Consider the following 22,544-nt stretch of genomic DNA (forward strand, 5'->3'; position numbering starts at 1 on the left):
TTACTTTTGTATTGGCCAAACTTCAGACTCTTTGAAAGATTTACTCTTAATCACTCCTCCATTTACCCAGTTAAATACCCCTTATCCGGGGACAGCCTATTTGAAAGGCTTTTTGAATACCAAAGGTATCAGTAGTTTTCAGATGGATTTGGGGATGGATGTTATTCAGGCCATCTTTTCTAAAAAAGGACTGGAAGAGCTATTTTTATTTGCGGAGCAAAATAAGACGATCAGAAGTGAAAACGCAGGAAGAATATTTGCCCTAAAAGAAGTTTACATCCTTTCCATTGATGCGGTAATACTTTTCCTTCAGGGGAAAAATGCGACTTTGGCCAGGAAAATTTGTGCGGACAACTTTTTGCCTAAAGCCGCTAGATTTGAACAACTGGATGACCTGGATTATGCCTTTGGTAATATGGGAATGCAGGATAGGGCCAAACACCTGGCAACCCTTTATTTGGAAGACTTGTCTGACTTTATTATTGAATGTGTTGATGCAAATTTTGGCTTCAGTAGGTATGCAGAATCCCTAGGAAAGAGTGCCAACAGTTTCGATGCACTTTACGAAAAGTTAAGCATACCACTTACTTATATTGATCTGATAAGTATTAAGCTGTTGGCTTATCAAATGAAAACCATTCAACCCAAAATGGTGGGCCTATCAATACCTTTTCCGGGAAATTTATACAGTGCCTTTCGCTGTGGTCAGTTTATAAAAGACCATTACCCACAGGTGAAAATTGTAATGGGAGGAGGCTTCCCGAATACTGAATTGAGAAGTGTTTCTGACCCAAGGGTGTTTGATTTTGTCGATTTTATTTGCCTGGATGACGGAGAAAAACCAATAGAGATTTTATTGAAGCTAATCGAAAAAGACCAATGGCTATTCGATTTAAATACGAAATTAAAGCGAACGTTTTTTCGATCAGGTGAAACTGTTTTATATAAGAATGATTCCAATGAACCAGATTACAAACAGCATGAATTAGGTACCCCTGATTATTCCGATTTGAATCTGGATAAATACATTTCTGTCATAGAAATTGCCAACCCCATGCATAGTCTATGGAGTGATGGAAGGTGGAATAAATTAACTATGGCTCATGGTTGCTATTGGGGCAAATGTACTTTTTGTGACATTTCATTGGATTATATAAAAATTTACGAGCCCCTTACTGCAGGTATTTTGGTAGATCGTATGGAGCAATTGATAAAAGAAACCGGAGAGAGCGGGTTTCATTTTGTCGATGAAGCTGCACCTCCGTCCTTAATGCGTGCCTTGGCTCTGGAAATTATCAAGCGCAAACTCAGTCTTACCTGGTGGACAAATATTCGTTTTGAGAAAAGTTTTTCGTTAGACTTATGCTTACTCTTGGCAGCTTCCGGATGTATAGCTGTATCGGGCGGTTTAGAGGTGGCTTCAGACAGGCTGCTTAAGCTTATTGATAAAGGGGTGACTGTGGAGCAAGTGGCAATGGTTACCAGAAATTTTACTGAGGCAGGAATCATGGTGCATGCTTACCTTATGTATGGATATCCTACCCAAACCATCCAAGAAACCATTGACAGCCTTGAAATGGTTCGTCAGTTGTTTGAGGAAGGTGTATTGCGGTCAGGATTTTGGCATCAATTTGCCCTGACAGCTCATAGCCCTATTGGTTTGGCTCCTGAAGAATTTCAAATTATTTCGCAGCAGAATAAGATCACTTTTGCTAACAATGACATTGCATTTACAGACCCTACCGGCGTAGATCATTCTCAGTTTAGCTTTGGCTTAAAGAAGTCACTTTTTAACTTTATGCACGGTATAGGTTTTGACTTTCCTTTACAAGAGTGGTTTGAATTTAAAATTCCACGGCCAACCATTGGGCCGGATTATATTGCTTCATGCCTTGAGAAGGAAAACCATAAAGCCCCTAAAGATACCGCTAAGGTCGTTTGGATAGGAAGTGCACCCATTGTGACAGAGAAAGTCATTCGCAAAAAAAAGAAATCTTTCCCTAGGGTTTTATTGACCTTTCATACGCCTACAGCCATAGTCGACCTTACCTTAACAAAAGATCATGCGGATTGGTTGTTGCATACACTGGAGGAGATGAAAGCATCTTCTAGGCCTCTTTCCTATATTGCTTTTAAATCAAGCTTTGAAGAGGCGTGTGGAAATTTTGACAAATTTTTCAACTTGGCCATGAAAGAAGAACTAAATGCTTGTGGATTGTTGATCCTCTAAAAGAGGGATTTAACTTTTTGATTAAGTTTTAGTATTGCTTTTTCAATCTTAAAAAAATTGTATATTTAGCTTTTATAAAATCCCAAAATAAACTAAATCCAAGACACTTTATGAAGCGTAGAGCTTTCATCAAAAAAAATGGAACATTTACCCTTTTTGCTCCATTTGCCAGCTTGCCAATTGCCTCTTTTGAATCTTCCAACAATAATATAGAAATCAATAAACCTGAGTGGTTAGTACAAATGATTTCTAATAATGATTTGTCGCTGAATAATATCCTTCTCAGGTATGTGGCGAACAAGGATGCTGTCAACTATGGAGCGGTATTGGATGGAAACGAAATGGCTACTGCTCATTCCATAACTTCTTTCTTAAAAACGGGGATTTGTGCCTTGGTAAGTCCCGAATCAGAATTTTATAATGATCAGAAGTTAAGGGAGAAATTGGCTTTATCTAGTGATTTTATTCTAAGCCTTCAAAATGAGGATGGCACAATTGATTTGGTCTCTACCAACTTCCATTCCACTCCGGATACAGGATTTATCGTAAAATGGTTGGCTCCGGTTTGGCGTCTCTTGGATCAATCAGAAGTGTCCCAAAAACAATTGATTTTAGCTCCCCTTAAACAATTTTTGGTCAATGCAGGGGAAGCCTTGAAAATAGGAGGTATTCATACACCCAACCACAGATGGGTGGTTAGCTCGGCACTGGCCGAACTCTATAAAATCAAGCCTGATGAAGCCTATCAATCAAGGGCTGAAGAATGGCTCTCAGAGCAAATTGATTTGGATGAAGATGGGCAATTTGAAGAAAAAAGTAGTTATATATACTCTTCTTTGAGTGATAGGGTACTGATTAGTATTGCAAGAGGATTCAATAAGCCTGAATTGCTGGAATATGTAACGAAAAATCTTAAAATGAACCTATATTACTTGCATCCCAATGGGGAAATTGTAACGGAAGCATCCGGAAGACAGGACAACTCTCGAATAGGCACCTTAGAAAATTATTATTATCCTTTCCGCTATATGGCCCTAAAGACGGGAGAGGGGCAATTTGCTGCTGCTTGTAAGTTAATTGAAGAAACTTGTTTCAGAAAAACAACCGGTTTTCTATATTATTTCCTAGAGGACCCCTCTCTTTGGGAGGAATTGCCTGCTTCAAAAGCATTGCCGGTCAATTATACCAAAGAATTTCGGAATTCAAATTTAATAAGGGTGAGAAGGGGGAATTATGACGCATCTATACTTTCTGATAGTACCGTTTTCTTTACTTTTCATAAAAAAGAATTGGCCCTACAAGGAATGAGGTTTGCCAGTGCTTTCTTTGGGAAAGGTCAATTTTCTGCGGATTCCTATAAGGTAGAAAATGGCAAATACATTCTTTCAAGTGAATTGACAGGGCCTTATTATCAGCCTTTTCCTAAAGAAACCATTCCAGGTGATGGGGTATGGGCCAAAATGCCCAGAAGTCAACGTCAACAATCAGAAATTCAAAAGCTTTACAGTACCGTAACCATTCAGGAGGAGGGTGATGGATTTTCGATTGATATTTCGATTACAGGGACAGACAATGTTCCGGTTGCGCTTGAGTTAATATTTAGACCCGGAGGATCTTTTTCAGGTACTGTTCCCCATGAAGGAATGGAAGAGACGGTATTTTTAAAAGAAGGAATGGGTAAATACACCGGCAATGGCTCCTCTATAAATTTTGGGCCGGGTTTATACAGGCACAAATGGGTAGCCATAAGGGGTGCTTTGCCTAAAATGGATGCACCAACGGCCTTTCTGACGGGCACTACTCCTTTTCACCATTCCATAAAAATCTCTTAATTCCTTTATGATGATTATACTGAATCGTTTTAAGGTAAAAACTTTCTTCCCCTGCCTATTTTTGATAGGCTGGTTTGTTTTTATGTTAAGTTTTTCCGGCGATGCCTTTGGTCAATCAAAGGCAAATAAAGCTAAACCTAATTTTGTCTTTCTTATTTCTGAAGACAATTCCAAGCACTTTATGAAGCTTTTTGATCCCAATGGGGTGGAAACACCCAATATTGAGAAAATGCTTCAATCAGGTCTTCTTTATCCCAATGCATTTTCGAATGCCCCTGTTTGTTCAGTAGCGAGAAGCACGCTTATCACAGGAACCCTCACCACAAGGACCGGGATGTATCTGCACAGGAAAATAAAGACTGCGCCCATGCCAGAAGGGCTGGAAATGTTTCCGGCTTATCTTAGAAAGGCTGGGTATTATACGACTAATAATTACAAGAAAGATTACAATGCGGTAGAAAAGGACAATGTATGGGATAATTCCTCCAATAAAGCAGCTTGGCAAAATAGACCCAACAAAAACCAACCCTTTTTTCATCAAGAAACCTTTCATGAAAGCCATGAAAGCCGGCTACATTTTTCAAATGATGTAATGGCAAATTATAAAGTTTCTGATAATCCTGCTCAAGTATTTCTTTTCCCCCAATTTCCTGATACTCCCTTGTTCAGGTATACAGTTGCTTATCATAGAGATAAAATCAGAGAAATTGATGCCTGGGTAGGAAAGAAATTGAAGGAATTGGCTGATTCCGGGGAGCTTGATAATACTTTTGTCTTCTATTTTGGTGATCATGGTGGCGTTTTGCCGGGAAGTAAAGGCTATTTATTTGAAACAGGTTTAAATGTTCCTTTGGTTGTTCGGATACCAGAAAATTACAAGCACCTGTCTCCCTATAAACCAATGGAAAGGCCTCAAGCCTTTGTAAGTTTCATTGACTTTGCACCTACGGTTTTACATTTAGCAGGTTTAGAAGTTCCGAAACAAATGGATGGAAATCCTTTTCTGGGGTCAGGGCTAAAGAAAGCCTCCTTAGAAAGCAGAGACGAGACCTATGGTCATGCAGATCGCTTTGATGAGAAATATGAAATGCTTCGATCCATTAGAAAGGGTAAATGGAAATATATTCGTAGTTATCAGCCTTATTTCCCGGATGGTTTGCAAAACAATTATCGCTATAAAATGATGGCCTTTGCCTCTTGGAGAGAGCTTTATAAAGAGGGACAATTGAATACTGAACAGGCTGCATTTTTTATGGAAAAACCGGTAGAGAGATTGTACAATTTGGAAGACGATCCTTATGAAATCAATAATTTGGCCGGAGAGGAGAAGGGAATTTTAAAAGAACTCCGAGAACGACTCAATACATGGATGATGGAAAAAAATGACCTTGGTTTTTTTCCTGAAAATGTTTTGGTGAATCGTGCTTTGAATAACCCTGTTGACTTTGGAATAAAGCAACATAAAAAAATCAAGCAGCTTATTAAAATAGCCAATTGGGCCACAGCGGATTGGGCTAAAGTAAAAGATCGGGTCCTAGAAACGATTATGCATGGAGATGAAATGGAAAGGTATTGGGCTTATACAGTGGCAGGCACCTTTGGAGAAAAAGTAAAACCGGATTACCATAAGTTTCCTAATTATGAAAGCGAAACTGTTCCCATCGTCCAATTAAGTGCCATTACCCTTTCGGGCAGGGTTGGAGCAAATAATCCCATGCCGGAATTGATCAAATGGTTAAATCAATCAAAGGATCCGGTAGCCAATTTGATTGCCTTGAATACCTTGGTGTATTTTAAGGACCATACCCCTTATGGAACCAACTTTAATGTAGATAACTTGCAGCTTAAAGTGGAAAATGATGAGGTCATTCGTAGGCTAAAATACCTTGATGGAACATGGTGATCACTTTCTAAATGATAAATAGTGCATTCATCAAATTTTATGACCAAGAATAGGTGTTTGTACCTAACTTCTTTAAATTGTAAGTTGATTTAATTTAATTACCAAAAAATGTTCAACCGATTAAAATTTATGTCCTTAATTGGACTAGTGATCTTAAGTCAATATGCGTGTACTTCCTCCAACAACAAAGAAGTAGTTGAAGAGGAAGTTGTTGAAATTGCTTCATGTCATGAAAATATTCCGGATAGGTTTAGTACCTCAGGAACGAAGCCTGCTGAAGGTATAGAAGAGCGAGAGGAGCCCATATCTCATGAAGGCATGGTCTGGATTGAGGGAGGAGAATTCACCAGAGGTTCTACAGATGACCGAGGGAGAAGGGATGAATTGCCCGCTCATAAGGCCAAGGTAGATGGCTTCTGGATAGATGAGACAGAAGTAACCAATGCCCAATTTGCTGCTTTTGTAGCAGCCACCGGTTATGTGACCATTGCTGAGAAGAAGCCTGATTGGGAAGAAATTAAAAAACAATTGCCTCCGGGTACGCCAAAACCGCCGGATGAAGTCCTGGTAGCGGCCTCTTTGACATTTCATTCTCCCAATCAACCGGTTCCACTAAATAATGCCGCCCAATGGTGGGAATGGACCCCAGGTGCCAACTGGAGAATGCCTCAAGGACCGGGAAGTAGTATAGAAGGAAAAGAAAATTACCCGGTGGTACATGTTGCTTGGGATGATGCAGTAGCTTATGCAAAATGGGCCGGTAAAAGATTGCCAACTGAGGCAGAATGGGAGTATGCTGCCAAAGGAGGATTGGAAGACAAATCCTTTCCTTGGGGAAATGATCCGGTAGAAAAAAATGGTTTTATGGCCAATATATGGCAAGGAGATTTTCCTGTGACTGACAAGGCTGAAGATGGTTTTCAAGGATTGGCTCCTGTAAAATCTTTTGGGCCTAATGGATATGGTTTGTATGATATGGCGGGAAATGTATGGGAATGGACCAACGACTGGTACAGAGAAGACTATTATGAAAAAATTTCTGATGAAGTAGCTGTAAATCCTCAGGGGCCCAAAGACAGTTATGACCCACAAGAGCCTACGGTTCCTAAGAAGGTGGTTAAAGGTGGTTCTTTTTTATGCAATGTATCCTATTGCGAGGGCTATAGAGTGAGCGGTAAAATGAAATCTTCAGCAGATACAGGTTTAGAACATACCGGTTTTAGGTGTGTTTCCTCAAAATAAATAAAAAAATATGTCTATACATATGAGTATTAGGTCTTTGATAGTGGTATTTATTTGTACTTGTTTTTTTTCTTGCCAACAGCAAGAAGAAGAAAAACCTGTTCCTAATATCTTATTTGTTATAGCAGATGATTTGTCTTATCCACATACCGGTGCTTACGGTACAGATTGGATCAAAACACCCGGTTTTGACAGGGTAGCAAAGGAAGGCTTATTGTTTACAAGGGCTTATACTCCCAATGCAAAATGTTCTCCTTCACGGTCAATTATTATCACAGGCAGAAACTCCTGGCAGTTGGAAGAGGCGGCGAATCATGTTCCTTTTTTCCCTGAGAAATTTTTGTCACACGTCGAAGTCTTGGGTAGCAATGGTTATTTTACTGGTTATACAGGAAAGGGTTGGGCTCCAGGAGACGCAGGCCAAAGAGAGCTGACCGGAAAAAGGTACAGTGACATCAAAATGGAAGCGCCAACACCCTATATTAGTCCAATTGATTACGCTGCAAATTTCGAATTGTTTTTGGATGAAAAACCGGAAGATGAACCATTTTATTTTTGGTATGGCTCATTTGAACCTCATAGGGCTTACAGTTACGGAACAGGTGCTGCACTAGGAGGGAAAACCGTTGATATGATAGATAAGGTCCCTCCGTTTTGGCCGGATACGGATTCCATCAGAAATGATCTTTTGGACTATGCTTATGAAACAGAATATTTTGACCAACATTTGGTGAAAATGTTGGCCACGCTTGAAGAGAGAGGGATTCTAGAAAATACCTTGATTGTAGTGACGGCAGACAATGGTATGCCTTTTCCTAGGGTTAAAGGCCAAGGCTATGAATATTCAAACCATCTGCCTCTGGCCATTAGGTGGGGTGAAGGAATTAATAGCCCGGGGAGGGTTATAGATGATTTTGTGAGTTTTCTGGATTTTTCTCCGACTTTTCTTGAAGTGGGGAATGTTAACTTTGACAGTTCAGGTATGGCTCCTTTTACGGGAGAAAGCCTTTTACCCATTTTTGAAACTGAACAAGGAGGCAAAACCGACCCCGGTAGAAATGCAGTTTTAATAGGAAAGGAAAGACATGATATTGGCAGACCGGACGATCAAGGTTATCCGATTCGAGGGATTGTCAATGAAGAATATACCTACATCCATAATTTTGAAACCGATAGATGGCCGGCTGGAAACCCTGAAACGGGTTACCTTAATACGGATGGAAGCCCTACCAAAACTGTAATTCTTAATCAGAGAAGAGTTGACGGAGAATACAAGTATTGGAACCTTTCCTTTGGAAAAAGACCCTCAGAAGAGCTCTATGATAGAAAAAAAGATCCCTATGGCTTGAATAACCTTGCCTTGCATCCGGAATACCAAAATATAAAAGAAAGATTGAAAGAGGAGCTGTTCAAGCAATTAAAAGCTCAAGAAGATCCAAGGATCTTAGGAAATGGGGCTGTTTTCGATAATTATGAGTATGCGCAAAAAAGCCAACGAGACTTTTACAATCGCTTTATGAAAGGAGAACCTTTTAAAACCGGATGGGTAAACGATAGTGATTTTGAAAAGGATTTTAAAGAGAAATAATGAAATCAATTAGCTTCATTTTTGTACTATTGGCTTTATTTACTGCCAATTCTTTCATTTATGCCCAAGATAATCGTCCCAATATTATCATGATTATTGCTGATGATATTGGTTATGAGGATTTGGGTAGCTATGGCAACAAGATTGCTGTCACCCCGGTAACTGATAGAATCGCTACTGAAGGAATTAAATTTTCCAATTTCTTTCTAACTACCAGTTCATGCAGTCCTAGCAGGAGTAGTATTATCTCAGGTAGGTACCCACACAATACCGGAGCAGCGGAATTGCATACAGCCATGCCTGAGCAAATCCTTACCTTCCCTGAATTACTTAAAGCCTCAGGATATTTTACCGGCCAATCAGGGAAATGGCATATGGGCCCGGTTCCCCGTAAAGGTTTTGATCTTATTTATGATAAACAGCCTCAAATAGGGCAAGGGGGAGAAGATTATTGGGTTCCTCTTTTAAAAGAAAGACCTAAAGACAAACCATTTTTTCTTTGGTTGGCAGCCTTGGATGCTCACAGACCTTGGGCTGAAAATGATTTCTCAGGAGCGCATAAACCGGAAGATGTTGAAGTTCCACCTTATTTAGCGAATGGAAAGGCCACCAAGCAAGATTTGGCCAATTATTATGATGAGATAACGAGGTTTGATCATTATATAGGATTGGTAGAAGAAGAGTTGGAGCGACAAGGACAATTGGATAATACCATTATATTTATTCTGTCAGACAATGGAAGACCTTTTCCAAGAAGTAAAACAAGACTTATAGATTCAGGTATTAAATCTCCTTTATTGGTTAAATGGCCCAAGGGGTTAAAGGCTGGTCTTGTAGTAGATGCGCTAGTAAGTAGTATAGACCTTGCCCCTACTTTCTTACAATTAGCAGGTGTAAAAATTCCTGATAATTTTCAAGGGAAAAGCTTTTTAACGGTGTTAAAAAACCCTCACATGCCTTTCAGAAATTATGTTTTTGCCGAGCACAACTGGCATGATCAGGAAGCGCATGAAAGAATGGTCCGGACCAAAGATTATTTGTATATCAAAAATAACCGGTCTCAATATGCCAATCCCGGACCTGCAGATTCCAATTCCAGTGATTCCTATGCCGACCTCAAAAAGCTAAGGGATCAGGGTAAATTAAACCCTGCGCAAGCTGATATTTTTGTGTCACCACGCCCATTTGAAGAATTCTATAGAATAGATGATGATGCGTTTCAATTATTGAACAGGGCTACACCTACCGGTGAAAATAAGGCACTGGAGCAATTGAGGAAAGCACTGGAGGTATGGTCCATTGAAACAGATGATTCTGTTCCCCAAAATCTAACCCAAGATTGGTACGACATAGAAACCGGAAAAGCACTTGACATCACAAGGGAAAGAGGTGAAATGCCGGGAGGTCGCAATGCACTAACTACTACAGACAAAGGACCATTTTAGTAAAATACAAAAATGTACATAAAACCATCTATACTAAATTGTAAGAAGGCATTGTTGCCTTTGCTATTATTTGTTTCTGCTTTGGTTAGCACCTCATGTAAAGAACCCAAATCCGAAGCAAAAATACGTACCATGGATCCCTGGGCATTTCGTTCTGTACTGGATAAAAAGCCCCGAATGCTTACCCTGGCTTTCGATAGCGTAAATTTTGCTGCATATGACCTTGAAAAAGGAGAGTTATACAAGGTTTGGAATGGAGGGGTTACCAAAGAAGGAACTGTATTTACAAATAAAAAAAATATTCAGCCAACCAGCTGGGGAATGCCTTACTTTGAAGAGGGTAAACTCTTCAATCAATGGAAGGTGAAAAATAACGGTCAGATGATACCCGTAAAAGTGGAGTATAAGGGGTATGTAAAATTAAATGAGCAAATTACCTTAAACTTCAAACTGGTAATGCCGAATGAGGAGTCAATTTCTGTGGAGGAACAGCCTGAATTTAGTCTGGCTGAAGATGGCTCAATCGAATTTAAACGAAAGTTTACCATCCATGAAAAATCAGATGATCTGGAAGTTATTTTACATCAAGAATCAAATGCTGAAAAATTTATTTCAATAACTGAGAAAGGGAAAATTATGGATCATTTCCAGCCTATTCCCAAACAGGAAAAACCCGCCATAGCCGAAGGGTACGATCACTTGGGGATTTTATGGATGGAAAACAGTGATTGTTATACTTGTCATGAAGAAGAGCATGCAATGGTGGGTCCATCCTTCAAACAAATAGCCACCAAGTATGATAAAAGCGCTACCAATATCAGTCTGCTTACCAATAAAATAATCAATGGAGGATCGGGTGTTTGGGGAAACACCCCTATGAATCCCCATCCGGATTTAAAAGAGAAAGAAATAAAAACTATTCTAGATTATGTGTTCACATTTCGTCCAAAAGATGAAAAGATTGGCACAAAAAATAAAGATACAAAGGCAAAAAAAGTAGCCAAGGTTAAGGAAGATCCCGTTCCGTTAAAACCCGGCTTCGGAGCACCTTTGGAAGGAGTTCATCCAAGTTATGATTTGACTGTTTTGCATAATGAGAATTTTAAACCCCGTGTAGGAGGTTTGGCTTTTTTACCGGACGGCAGGCTTCTCGTAAGTACTTGGGATTCTATTGGAGGGATTTATGCCTTGGAAGGGGTGACAGGAGCAGATCCCAAAAAAGTTAAAATCCAACGGATTGCTTCAGGCTTAGCAGAGCCTTTAGGTATGGAGGTGGTGGATGGAGATATCTTTGTGCTTCAAAAGCATGAACTTACCAAGTTGATTGACCACGATGGAGATGGTGTAATGGATGAATATAAGGTAATATGCGATGGATGGGGAGTTTCAGACGACTTCCATGAATTTGCTTTTGGCCTAGTATATCAGGACGAGCATTTCTATATTACTTTATCAATGGCCATGCGACTACTTTCCACAGAAAGGCAATTGCCGGACCGGGGAAGAACATTGAAAATCAGTAAAGATGGAAGCATTGAAAGATTGGATTATGGTTTAAGAACGCCTAATGGAATTGGTATCGGGGTGGATAATCAATTGTTCCTTACAGATAACCAAGGGCAATGGTTGCCGGCGAATAAATTAATTCATGTTCAAAAAGGCAATTACAACGGAATGGCTTGGGGTTTGAGCGAGGAAGAAGAGCAAAACCCTCCCAAAGCCAGCCCCCCAGCCATTTGGTTGCCCGACAAGGAAATAGGGAATTCCCCTTCTGAGCCGATTCTAATGCGTGATGGACCCTATAAAGGGCAAATGTTGCATGGTGATGTAAGTAACGGGGGGGTCAAACGAGACTTTTTGGAAAAAATTAAAGGTCAATATCAAGGTGCGGTATTTAGGTTTTCTCAAGGTTTTAGTGCAGGTGTTAATCGACTCGTTTGGGGGCCTGATGGTGCTTTGTATGTTGGTGAAGTGGGAATGGTAGGAGGCTGGAGCTGGAAAGAAAATCAATATGGATTGGAGAAGATTCAATACAATGGTAAAAGTACTTTTGAAATGTTGTCCATTAAAGCCAAATCTGATGGGTTTGAAATTGAATTTACCGAAGCTTTGGATCCGGAAAATTTGAATGCTGTTTCAGATAAAATGGTTATCCAACAATATAGGTACGAAGCCACTGCTGCCTATGGAGGCCCAAAACTGGATTTGGAAGCATTGAAAGTCCGAGAGTTTTTGGTTTCCGATGATGGTATGAAAATAGAACTGAAAATTGATGAGTTGAAAGAAAACCATGTGGTCTATTTTAATTTACCATTTGACTTAAAAAGTAAAAATGGCAATAAATTGTGGTCTTCAGAGGCTTGGTACACCCTTAATAAAATCCCTAATTAACAAATTCCCATGGAAAAGAAAGACAATACTGGATTTAGCAGAAGAGCGTTTTTAAGTAGGTCTACCGTTGCTTTGGCAGCCGGTGGATTAGGTATCAGCCCTTCCTTTGGTTTTGGTAAATCTGAGAAAATAAGTAGAAAGATGAGAAATATAAAAATTACCCATACTGATTCAAATTTCGAGAGAGAACCTCTATATCCATACCGGTTTAAAGGCAGTGCCATTACGCAAGCTTGGCAGGCCGTTGCCTTGATGCAGTCGGAAAGTGGAATACATAAAATAGGAATTGGTACGCAAGGAACCCTATGGTCAGACAAGAAAGTGTTCCAAAATCATTCTACGACCGGCGGGAACGCATTGATGTATGCAATGACTGAGCGGGCCTTACAAATAATTAAGGGCAATAGCTTTGTAGATCCCATTACTTTACTTGACGAGGTTTTACCGGAGGTGTATGCCTATGGGCAGAAGATTACCGGAAACCCGGACCTTAAAACCACCTTTGCCTTAAATTCATTGGTACCTGTAGACAATGCGGCTTGGCTATTGTATCAAGAAGAAAATGGCATGAAAAACTTTGATGAGATGATTCCCGAGGCTTATCGCCCCGGTCTATCTCAAAAACATGATAAGGTAGCCAGTATTCCTTCTTTTAGTGTGGGGGCTTCCATAAAAGACATAAAGGCTGCTGCAGACGAGGGGCATTTTATAATGAAATTGAAAACTGGAGCAGCCGGTACACAAAAGGAAATGCTTGCCAAGGATATTGAATTTTTGACAGCGGTTCACAAAACTTTAGGTGACCGGGAAACCCCCTATACAAAAAATGGTAAAATACCTTATTATTTCGATGTTAATGAAAGGTATGAAAAGAAAGAAACCTTGGAGCGTTTTCTTGACCATGCCAAAAAGATTGGGGCTTTTGACCAAATTGCTGTCATTGAAGAGCCTTTTGGAGAAAAAAACAAGGTCTTTGTGGGCGACTTAGGGGTAAGGATTGCCGCAGATGAAAGTGCCCATACCGTAGAAGATGCCTTGGAAAGAATTGAGCAAGGTTATTCTGCTATCGCACTAAAAGCCATTGCCAAAACCATGAGCATGACCATGAAAATTGCACAGGCGGCTTACGAAAAAAACGTGCCTTGTTTTTGTGCAGACCTTACCGTTAACCCAATTTTGGTGGATTGGAATAAGAATGTAGCAGCTAGATTACATTCATTTCCGGATATGCCACTAGGTTTACAGGAAACGAATGGTCATCAATATTATAAGAATTGGGATAAAATGGTAAGTTATCATCCAATGGCCAATGAGGAATGGGTGAAAACCAAAAATGGGGTTTACCCAACCGGTAAGGATTTTTATGAAAAGAGTGGGGGCATACTGGCACCAGTTCCACATTATGAACGAATGTTTGACCATTGATTTATTTACCACAAAATAAGATGTATTGAAGGATTCTTTACTTTCGATTTTCAACTGCGTTTTGATATGATTTTTAGGGTAATGCTGTAGAATAGGTGCGGTGTTACCCTAATTTTATGCTTTGAAATATTTTTTTTACATTTTTTTGTTGTTCCTGCCTTATAACCAAATTTGTTACTTGAGGAAATATTTAAAATGGCTAATAAGTTTTAAAACTTGCCTAGCATTTACATTAATTGTAATTGAGCTTTTTTTTTATTCATACCATCTAAATTTATAACTGATTAGATATTTTTTATTACATAACTAGGAATAGGTATAATTTTAAGAAAAAAAGACTGGATTATTTTTTTAATTCATCAAAGTTGATTTACATTTGAAAAAATGTATTTTAAATATACAAAAGTGCATATAAAATAAATGACCTGAACTAGTCCTAGTTTTAGTTCGGTTGTTTAAGTTGAATTTGGGTATAAAATTTGAGTAGTTTCAAGTAAATAAGTAGAATGTGGAAATAGTATTGGTAGACGATGACCCAATCGTTATTTTGTTACAAAAGAAATTGATGCAGAAAGCAGGCATTTCTCATCAAATTATTTCATTCAATAATGGTGAAGAAGCTTTGTCCTTTTTGACCGATAAAGGTAATGAAAATAAATATCTAATGTTTTTGGATATTAATATGCCCGGATTGTCAGGGTGGGAAGTTTTAGATGAGTTTGAAAAAAACAACAAAGGCTTAGAATTGAAAGTTATTATAATCACCTCTTCCATTGAAGATGCTGATCGGCTTAAAGCCAAAACTTATGATAGGATTGTTGATTTTTGGGTAAAACCATTCAGTTTACAAGATTTTGTAAATTTGAAAGTAAACTATGGCCTATAATTATTCAGGCCAAACCGGGAAAAGTTGTAGGGTTGAGTTGTAATAAGCTTTGTACTTTTTATATAATTATTTTTTTAAATTTATTGGGTTCACTTAACGTATTATTTTTCTCGTTTTATAGCATATTATTTTGTCTAGTATTTTTAGTTTGCGTAGTACAGGTAAATAGATTCAATGATTTAATGGCATTGAGTGAACAGGAATTGATAGATTGATCAAACGATATAGGAGAAATTTAAAACAAAAGAAATTTGTGAACCTATAATTTTGCTTTCTTTCTCTCCTTATTATGCATATGTTTGGGTCGTTAAAATCGAACCCTATGAAGATTTCACGTAACCTATTAGTTTTAAGTTTGTTGGTGTGTTTTTGTTTTACCGGCACCAGCCTGTTCGCACAAGAGAAATATCCTTCTGTGAATGGGTATAAAGGAATTTGGTTTACACTCGGACAAAAGTCTGAATTTGGAGACAAATATTCAGGAGGACTTGGTACTTATACAGCCAAGCATATCCCTCTTGCCATCTACTCACCGGAAGTAAACCGTACCTTTTTCGTATACGGTGGTACCAGGAGTGAAGATGAAAAGTACCTGTTATGCATGATAGGAGAATTTGACCACAACACCGGAATGGTTTCAAAACCTGTCATTGTCTACGATAAATTAGGCGTGGATGACCCCCATGACAATCCCAGTTTAGCGATAGACGAGCAAGGTTATATATGGGTTTTTGTAAGCGGAAGAGGAAGGAAAAGAATGGGCTTTAAATATAAAAGTACATTGCCTTACAGCACGGACTCCTTTGAGCAAATTTCAGAAGAAGAAATGACCTATCCCCAGCCAAAATACATTGCGGGTAAAGGTTTCCTCAATTTGTTTACCAAGTATACCGGTGTGCGACAACTGTATTTTGAAACGAGTAGGGATGGTGATAATTGGACGAAAGATAAGCAGCTAGTAGGCATTAAAAGACCTGAGGATAAAAACAGTGGCCACTACCAAATTTCCGGGAAGCATGGAGAAAAAATTGTTTTTTTCTGTAACTGGCATCCCAATGGAAATGTGGATTTGAGAACCAACCTGTATTATTTTCAAACCGAAGATTTTGGAAAAACCTGGACAGATATACAGGGTAACGTGGTAAGCCTTCCGGTAACAGATATTGCTTCCTCAGGCCTGGTCAAAGAGTATTTTAGTCAAAAAAGAAATGTTTATCTAAAGGATGTGAATTTTGACTCCAGTGGAAACCCTATAGCCCTCTACGTAGAAGGTCAAGGGCATCAACCGGGTCCAAAATACGGCCCTAGAAATTGGCATGTGGTACATTGGGACGGTAAAGAATGGCAGGACCATATCATTACCCAATCTGATCAAAATTATGATATGGGGAGCTTGTGGATTGGTGGGGATAATTGGATGGTCATTGGACCAACCAACGATTCACCTCAAATTTATGGGGCAGGAGGAGAAGTAGAAATGTGGAAAAGTGCTGATAAAGGAAAGACCTGGAGCAAAACCAAAAAACTAACCAAAGGAAGTAAGCGAAACCATAATTATATCCGAAGGGTGGAAAAAGGAACAGATCCATTTTTATACTTTTGGGCAGATGGTGACCCCAATGATTTTAGCAAAAGTCAAATGTATTTTGGTGACAGCAAAGGTAAGGTCTGGCAACTTCCTTATGAGATGAAAGCTGACCAAGTTAAACCGAAACGGCTAAGGTCAGGTATTTTTAGCCGGTGGTTTTAGCCAGCTTTTAAAAAGGTATAAGAATAAAAGAAGTCCGATGAAGTAAATCTTAAATTTATTTTGCCGGACTTTTGCATTCCATCCTTTGAAATTCAACTATTAATTCCAATTAAGGCTTATACTTCTCATAGTTCCTTTGAGGTTTCCCTGATATTTTAAGTACCTAAAGGTTGCTTTGAAACATGTGGCAAGGTTTTAGTTGCTTCTCCTATGAATTTCAGGTTTTATTCTGTTTCTCCTTATTTTATGGGACACGACATTGGAATCTGATGGTCATTTAAAATAGAATATTTTTCTACCCCCATAAAGATAATGTAGCATCGGATATATGGATTCTTCTTGAAGTAAACCATTATCCTAATGGATTAGATGCTGAGTTTTTATCCGCAAAGGACAATAAATAGAAAGATGATGGATAGATCATTGAATAAGCAAGTATGGCTAATTGCAATGTTATTTTTGATTCCTAGTGCTTTTAGCTGGGCTCAGAGGATCTCAGGTGAAGCCACCTTGAAAATTGATGATGGTTGGAACGAAAGAATTTATGCCATCAATCAGCTAGAATTTTATGAAGACAGCACCAATACCCTGACTTTTGAGGACATCAATCAGGAAGATTTCCAGCAGTTTATAAAAATCAGACCGGATTTCAGCAAAAACAAATTCAACACCAATTATACTTATTGGGTAAAGCTATCCATTGATAATAGTCCTGAAAGTGAAAAACGGTGGTTGTTGGAATTTTATGACCAAAGTATTGATCAAATAGAAGCTTATATTCCCAAAGCGGAAGGGGGCTATGAGATGAAGGCAATGGGAGACCATAACCCATTTTCACAGCGGCTTTTTAGCCATAAGAACTTTCAGTTGCAACTGGCCAATGATACAGCAGGTATTTCAAATTTTTATTTTAAAATTAATTCTTCCCAAAAAGCAGATATTAGAATTGCACTCAGGTCTTTGAACCGATTTGTGCATTACGCGCTAAGTGAGTATTTTCTTTATGGGTTATTTTATGGAATGATATTAATTATTGCCTTTTATAATTTTTTAATCTTCCTGGCAGTAAAGGAGATGAAGTATGTTTATTATATACTTTATCTCCTAAGTGTAGGCTTGTATGCCATGAGTCTTGATGGCATAGGGTTTCAATATTTCTGGCCAAATTTCCCCCAATGGAATACTGTTGTCAATGGTGTTTTTAGTTTTTCAATCGTATTGTGGGCCATTTTGTTTACCGTAAGGTTTTTGAATACCAGAAGGAAAGCCCGATTCTTTCATTATGCATTGTGGTTGTCTCTTGCAGGTAAATTCTTCCTATTCTTTATGGGCTTATTTGTAGATCACAACTATTTTGAACTGACTTATTTTGACAGCTTACCTTTTTTATTGATCCTTACTACTGCCGTATATTTATTGATTAAGCAATACAAAGCCGCTAGATTTTTTGTCATGGCTTATGGGGTATTGTTTATTGGTATTAGTATAAAAGTCTTGGCAAATTACGCCATAATTCCGCATACCACGCTTGTATATTATAGCCTTCACATAGCCTTTCTTTTGGAGATGGTACTGTTATCTTTTGCACTTGGGGATAGGATAAGGTTGATGAAAGAAATTCGCGACAAAGCATTAAAACGATCACTTACCCAATACAAAGAGAATATATTCTTGAAGGAAAAAGTGAACAAGGAGCTGGAGTCCAAAGTAAGTATTAGAACTGCTGAGCTCCAGGCAAAAAATGAATTGCTGGAAACTTACAATAGCCAGCTTCAAGCCAAGGATGAGGAGATCAAACGAATCAATGCCCTTTTGGATAAGGACAATTGGAAATTAAAAAGCTCCATTAGGGCCTCTTTTAAGGCGAGATTGACGCAAAAATCCTTAACCCTTTCTGAGTTTAGAGAAATTTTCCCTGATTCATCCGCCTGCTATAGGTATTTAGAAGAATTAAAGTGGGCGGATTCATTTCAGTGTAGCCAATGTGACAACAACAAATATGGAAAGGCCAATAAAGTATTTAGCCGTAGGTGTACCAAATGTGGGCATATCAATTCTGTTACTGCAGGTACAATTTTCCACGGAATTAAATTTCCATTAGACAAAGCCTTTTACATCATTTATGCTTCCTACCTCACCCATGAAAAATTAACTCTGGATCAACTTGCTTCCATTCTGGATTTGAGAAGAAATACAATTTGGGCATTCCGGAAGAAAATCCTAACGAGAATAGACAGTGAATCGGGTTTTGAGATTGGCTGGGAAGAAATAGTACTATCTGAAATGGTTGATTATTGATACTAAAAAATCAATTTCATTCTACCTATCTTTCTATTCAAGGATTAAATAATGTGCTAACTTTTTCAATTGTTACTTCTTGCACAGCCGGTTTATTCTGCAGGATTAAAATGCCAGTATAGATGCATGGCTTGGATTATTTTTTGTAAAAATTCCCTGCATGAAGTAGTTAGGAATTATTAGCCTAATTTAAATTTTATGGGTTAAACAAACCTGTTTGCACCACATGTTATTCAACCGTTACAAAATTTCTAAAAACAGCTTTCATTTTGGTTAAATGAGGTTTTTTCCTGATATCAATGCGGTATTTTTTGACAAAAATGATGATTTTTTTAAGGCTTTTTGCATGCCATTGTCAGGCATTTTTTACTGTTAGACCTTCCTTTGTTCTAATTTTATTCTAGAATCAAAACGGATTTGATTTAAACCATAAACTATTAAAATTACCTAATCCCAAAAACCTATGAATTTTCCCTTTACTGTAGAGAAAGGAAATTTTAAACCCAAAATCCCTTTTTCATTATTATTTTCCGCACTCTTATTTTCAGTGCTTCTCTTTTCCAATTCCGGAGTATTGTATGCACAGCAAGTTACGGTAAGTGGTACCGTAAAAGATCCCTCAGGAGAATCCATCCCCGGAGTTAATATACTTGAGAAAAACACAGGAAATGGAACCGTCACAGATATTGATGGTAATTATGAATTACAGGTCAGCTCTTCTGAATCTGTCTTGGTTTTTTCATTTATCGGATTTCAAACGCAGGAGATCATTGTTGGCGATCAAAGTACCATCAATGTAAATTTTGAAGAAGATGCACAAGGGCTCGAAGAAGTTGTTGTCATTGGCTATGGTACCCAACGTGAGCGAGACCTTACCTCAGCCATTAGCACGGTAAAATCAGAAGACATTGTTAAGACCCCAAACTCCCAAGCCATGCAAGCTCTCCAAGGACGGGTTGCAGGTGTGCAAATTGTGAGTAACGGAGCGCCCGGAGCTTCTCCGACTGTCAGGGTTCGTGGCGTAGGTTCTTTTGAAGGAGGAGGGGCTCCCTTATATGTCGTTGATGGGATGTTTTTTGAGAACATAGACTTCCTTAATCCCAACGACATCGAAACGATTTCTGTATTAAAAGATGCTTCTGCCTCTGCCATATATGGGGTTCGTGCCGCCAATGGGGTAGTAGTAATTGAAACCAAAGGTGGAAATTACAACCAAGAACCTGAAATCGTATACGATGGCTATTATGGCATCCAAAATCCTCAAAATGTATTGAAGATGGCTAATTCCCAGCAGTTTGTTCAATATGTGAATGAAACTGGTTCGGCTGCTGATATGGCTTTCGTACAAAATGCCATTCAACGGTATGGAAGAAGTTATATAGACCCATCCTTGCCGGCGGTTAATACAGATTGGTATGCCGAAATGATGGCACCTGCAGCCATTCAAAATCATAATCTTTCTTTCAATGGAGGAGGTACCAAAACAAGGTATTCCATAGGTGCAAGCTATTTTGACCAGGAAGGATTAATGAAAGAAACACGCAATAGTTATCAGCGAATGAATTTTAGGGTTAAGCTAGATACAGATGTTAAAGAATGGATGACAGTTGGTGGGAATTTAAACCTTAGCACGGCCGAGCAATTCAATGGAGACAATGGGGCTTGGTTTAGATCCTATTTTGCAGTACCGATTTTACCGGTTTATGATGAGAGCAATACCGCTGCCACTCCATACCGTTTGTCCAATGCCCAACAATTGGGATACAGAAGCAACCAAAACCCTTTTTATAACTTGCTTTATTCTGACAACAGAAATAAGGTGGCCAAGTTGCTAGGTAATTTTTATTCCGAGATAGAGGTAATTCCCAATAATTTGACATTCAAAACATCCTATAATTTCAGCATGGAAAATGTCAATTCCAGAAATGTTGGCTTTGCTTACAGTGATGGTAGGGAGGAAAGACAATCTTCAATAAGAAAAAATTCATTTAGCAGGTATGATCAGATCTGGGACAACTTTTTAACTTACCAGAACAATTTTGACTTACATAACCTAACCGTAGTTTTGGGGCAATCTTTCAGAAGTGAAACAAATGAAGTTTTATTTGCTCGTGGAGAGAATCTAAACCCTGATCCTATGCGAGGGGAAGAGGAGTTTTGGTATTTAAGTAACGCGACAGATTATGACCTGAATGGCATCGGAGATGGTGGAAACCGTCTTTTTTACCAATCCTATTTCTCCAGAGTAGCTTACAATTATGCAGACCGATATCTTTTGTATGGAACATTTAGAAGAGATGGGAACAACAAATTCCAACAGAAGTGGGGTAATTTTGCCACATTTGGAGCAGGATGGGTATTAACTGAGGAATCTTTTTTCAATGTTCCGGCAATAGATTTCTTGAAGCTAAGAGGCTCATGGGGCCAGCTGGGAAATGATGGGATCAATTCTTCAGTAGGTGCGCCTGAATTGGTAGAAAACAGGGGAGCCTATGATGGTGTTTTGGTAATTGGCCGTAGGTTGGATCCTACCTTTGACCTCATCGACCGTTGGGAAACCACTGTGGAGATCAATGTAGGCTTAAATGCCAGGTTTTTTGGAGAGCGCTTGGCTCTCGATGCCGATTATTTTGTTAGGGACACCAGAAATTTGGCAGTTAGTATTATCCCGCCGGTCATTAGGGCCAGTGAAAGAAGGAGTGTAGGAGAAATTAGAAATGAAGGCTTGGAGCTTTCTTTAAATTGGGAAGACATTGTTAGCCCTGAATTTTCTTATTATTTCGGTGGAAATATCAGTACCCTAAAAAACACTGTTTTAAGTTTGGGTGGACCGGAAAGTCTGGATGCCGGATCAGCTGAATTCAGGCAGCGATCTATTGTCGGCCAACCTTACCTTGCATTTTACGGGTATGAAACGGACGGTGTATTTCAGACTGAAGAACAAATCAACAATTACGGTTATTCCTCACAGTTTATTTCAGAAAACAACTTGCAGCCGGGAGACCTAATATTCAGAGATCAAAATGACGATGGGCTAATTAATGATGAAGACAGGGTAGTGCTTGGCTCATTCCTACCCGAATACACCTATGGGTTCAATGCCGGCTTTACTTATAAGGACTTTGAATTCTCGGCTTTGATCCAAGGACAGGTGGGCAATAGTATTCTCAACCGGAAGAGGGGAGAAATAATTTTCACCAATGACACCAATATAGATGCTGAGCTGGCAGAAAACCTTTGGAGGGGAGAGGGTACTTCCAACAAATACCCTTCAGCAGCCGGCTTAAGAAAAAGCTGGAACCAGAATTTGAGCAACTATTTTGTTGAAGATGGAAGTTATTTCAGGGTGCAAAATGTACGCTTGACCTATGCCCTCAAGGACAAACAGCTATTGGGTATGAAATTTCCGGAAAGTAGCATTACCCTTACTGCGGATAGGCCACTTACCCTTTTTAATTACAATGGCTTTAATCCTGAAGTCGCCAATGGTATAGACCGTCAAGTGTACCCCATCCCGGGAACTTACACCATTGGATTGAATATCAAACTATAAA

12 protein-coding genes are annotated in these 22,544 nt (G+C 38.9%); all 12 read left to right on the plus strand.

Translation table 11 applies throughout. The annotated features are described in order from the left end of the window. Positions 1-31 precede the first annotated feature (31 nt). Positions 32-2,230: a B12-binding domain-containing radical SAM protein gene (locus tag ACYVHJ_RS23175; RefSeq protein WP_460519919.1), complete on the plus strand. Its 2,199-nt coding sequence runs from the start codon at positions 32-34 to the stop codon at positions 2,228-2,230. A gap of 110 nt (positions 2,231-2,340) precedes the next feature. Beyond that, complete coding sequence (locus ACYVHJ_RS23180) at positions 2,341-4,062, plus strand: hypothetical protein (protein ID WP_460519922.1); 1,722 nt, start codon at positions 2,341-2,343, stop codon at positions 4,060-4,062. A gap of 7 nt (positions 4,063-4,069) precedes the next feature. Continuing rightward, positions 4,070-5,965 (plus strand): sulfatase family protein, encoded by a 1,896-nt coding sequence (locus ACYVHJ_RS23185; protein ID WP_460519925.1) that lies wholly within the window; start codon positions 4,070-4,072, stop codon positions 5,963-5,965. A 108-nt stretch (positions 5,966-6,073) separates the two neighbouring features. Continuing rightward, on the plus strand, positions 6,074-7,207 hold the full coding sequence (locus ACYVHJ_RS23190) for a formylglycine-generating enzyme family protein (RefSeq protein WP_460519928.1): 1,134 nt from the start codon (positions 6,074-6,076) through the stop codon (positions 7,205-7,207). A 22-nt stretch (positions 7,208-7,229) separates the two neighbouring features. Further along, a complete protein-coding gene (locus tag ACYVHJ_RS23195) occupies positions 7,230-8,795 on the plus strand; it encodes a sulfatase family protein (protein ID WP_460519931.1) in 1,566 nt (521 codons plus the stop codon). Next, positions 8,795-10,240, plus strand: a complete 1,446-nt coding sequence (locus ACYVHJ_RS23200; RefSeq protein WP_460519934.1) for a sulfatase family protein — start codon at positions 8,795-8,797, stop codon at positions 10,238-10,240. The genes ACYVHJ_RS23195 and ACYVHJ_RS23200 overlap by 1 nt, the downstream gene beginning before the upstream one ends. A 12-nt stretch (positions 10,241-10,252) precedes the next feature. After that, on the plus strand, positions 10,253-12,631 hold the full coding sequence (locus ACYVHJ_RS23205) for a c-type cytochrome (protein WP_460519937.1): 2,379 nt from the start codon (positions 10,253-10,255) through the stop codon (positions 12,629-12,631). A gap of 9 nt (positions 12,632-12,640) precedes the next feature. Beyond that, positions 12,641-14,056, plus strand: coding sequence for an enolase C-terminal domain-like protein (locus tag ACYVHJ_RS23210; protein WP_460519940.1), 1,416 nt, complete (start codon positions 12,641-12,643; stop codon positions 14,054-14,056). Positions 14,057-14,564: 508 nt separating this feature from the next. Further along, entirely contained in the window at positions 14,565-14,942 is a 378-nt protein-coding gene (locus ACYVHJ_RS23215; RefSeq protein ID WP_339905217.1) for a response regulator, read from the plus strand. A 322-nt stretch (positions 14,943-15,264) separates the two neighbouring features. Continuing rightward, positions 15,265-16,692, plus strand: coding sequence for a BNR-4 repeat-containing protein (locus tag ACYVHJ_RS23220; RefSeq protein ID WP_460519944.1), 1,428 nt, complete (start codon positions 15,265-15,267; stop codon positions 16,690-16,692). Between the two features lie 408 nt (positions 16,693-17,100). Next, a complete protein-coding gene (locus ACYVHJ_RS23225; protein ID WP_460519947.1) occupies positions 17,101-18,990 on the plus strand; it encodes a 7TM diverse intracellular signaling domain-containing protein in 1,890 nt (629 codons plus the stop codon). A gap of 463 nt (positions 18,991-19,453) precedes the next feature. Continuing rightward, positions 19,454-22,543, plus strand: coding sequence for a SusC/RagA family TonB-linked outer membrane protein (locus ACYVHJ_RS23230; RefSeq protein WP_460519950.1), 3,090 nt, complete (start codon positions 19,454-19,456; stop codon positions 22,541-22,543). Position 22,544 lies beyond the last annotated feature (1 nt).

This window comes from Cyclobacterium sediminis, assembly GCF_054781075.1.

Excerpts from the sequence above, each read along its gene's own strand:
- ACYVHJ_RS23205 (WP_460519937.1), top strand. The coding sequence starts at position 10,253 with ATGTACATAAAACCATCTATACTAAATTGTAAGAAGGCATTGTTGCCT.
- ACYVHJ_RS23185 (WP_460519925.1), top strand. The coding sequence starts at position 4,070 with ATGATGATTATACTGAATCGTTTTAAGGTAAAAACTTTCTTCCCCTGC.
- ACYVHJ_RS23180 (WP_460519922.1), top strand. The coding sequence starts at position 2,341 with ATGAAGCGTAGAGCTTTCATCAAAAAAAATGGAACATTTACCCTTTTT.
- ACYVHJ_RS23210 (WP_460519940.1), top strand. The coding sequence starts at position 12,641 with ATGGAAAAGAAAGACAATACTGGATTTAGCAGAAGAGCGTTTTTAAGT.
- ACYVHJ_RS23190 (WP_460519928.1), top strand. The coding sequence starts at position 6,074 with ATGTTCAACCGATTAAAATTTATGTCCTTAATTGGACTAGTGATCTTA.
- ACYVHJ_RS23225 (WP_460519947.1), top strand. The coding sequence starts at position 17,101 with ATGATGGATAGATCATTGAATAAGCAAGTATGGCTAATTGCAATGTTA.
- ACYVHJ_RS23195 (WP_460519931.1), top strand. The coding sequence starts at position 7,230 with ATGAGTATTAGGTCTTTGATAGTGGTATTTATTTGTACTTGTTTTTTT.
- ACYVHJ_RS23230 (WP_460519950.1), top strand. The coding sequence starts at position 19,454 with ATGAATTTTCCCTTTACTGTAGAGAAAGGAAATTTTAAACCCAAAATC.
- ACYVHJ_RS23200 (WP_460519934.1), top strand. The coding sequence starts at position 8,795 with ATGAAATCAATTAGCTTCATTTTTGTACTATTGGCTTTATTTACTGCC.
- ACYVHJ_RS23220 (WP_460519944.1), top strand. The coding sequence starts at position 15,265 with ATGAAGATTTCACGTAACCTATTAGTTTTAAGTTTGTTGGTGTGTTTT.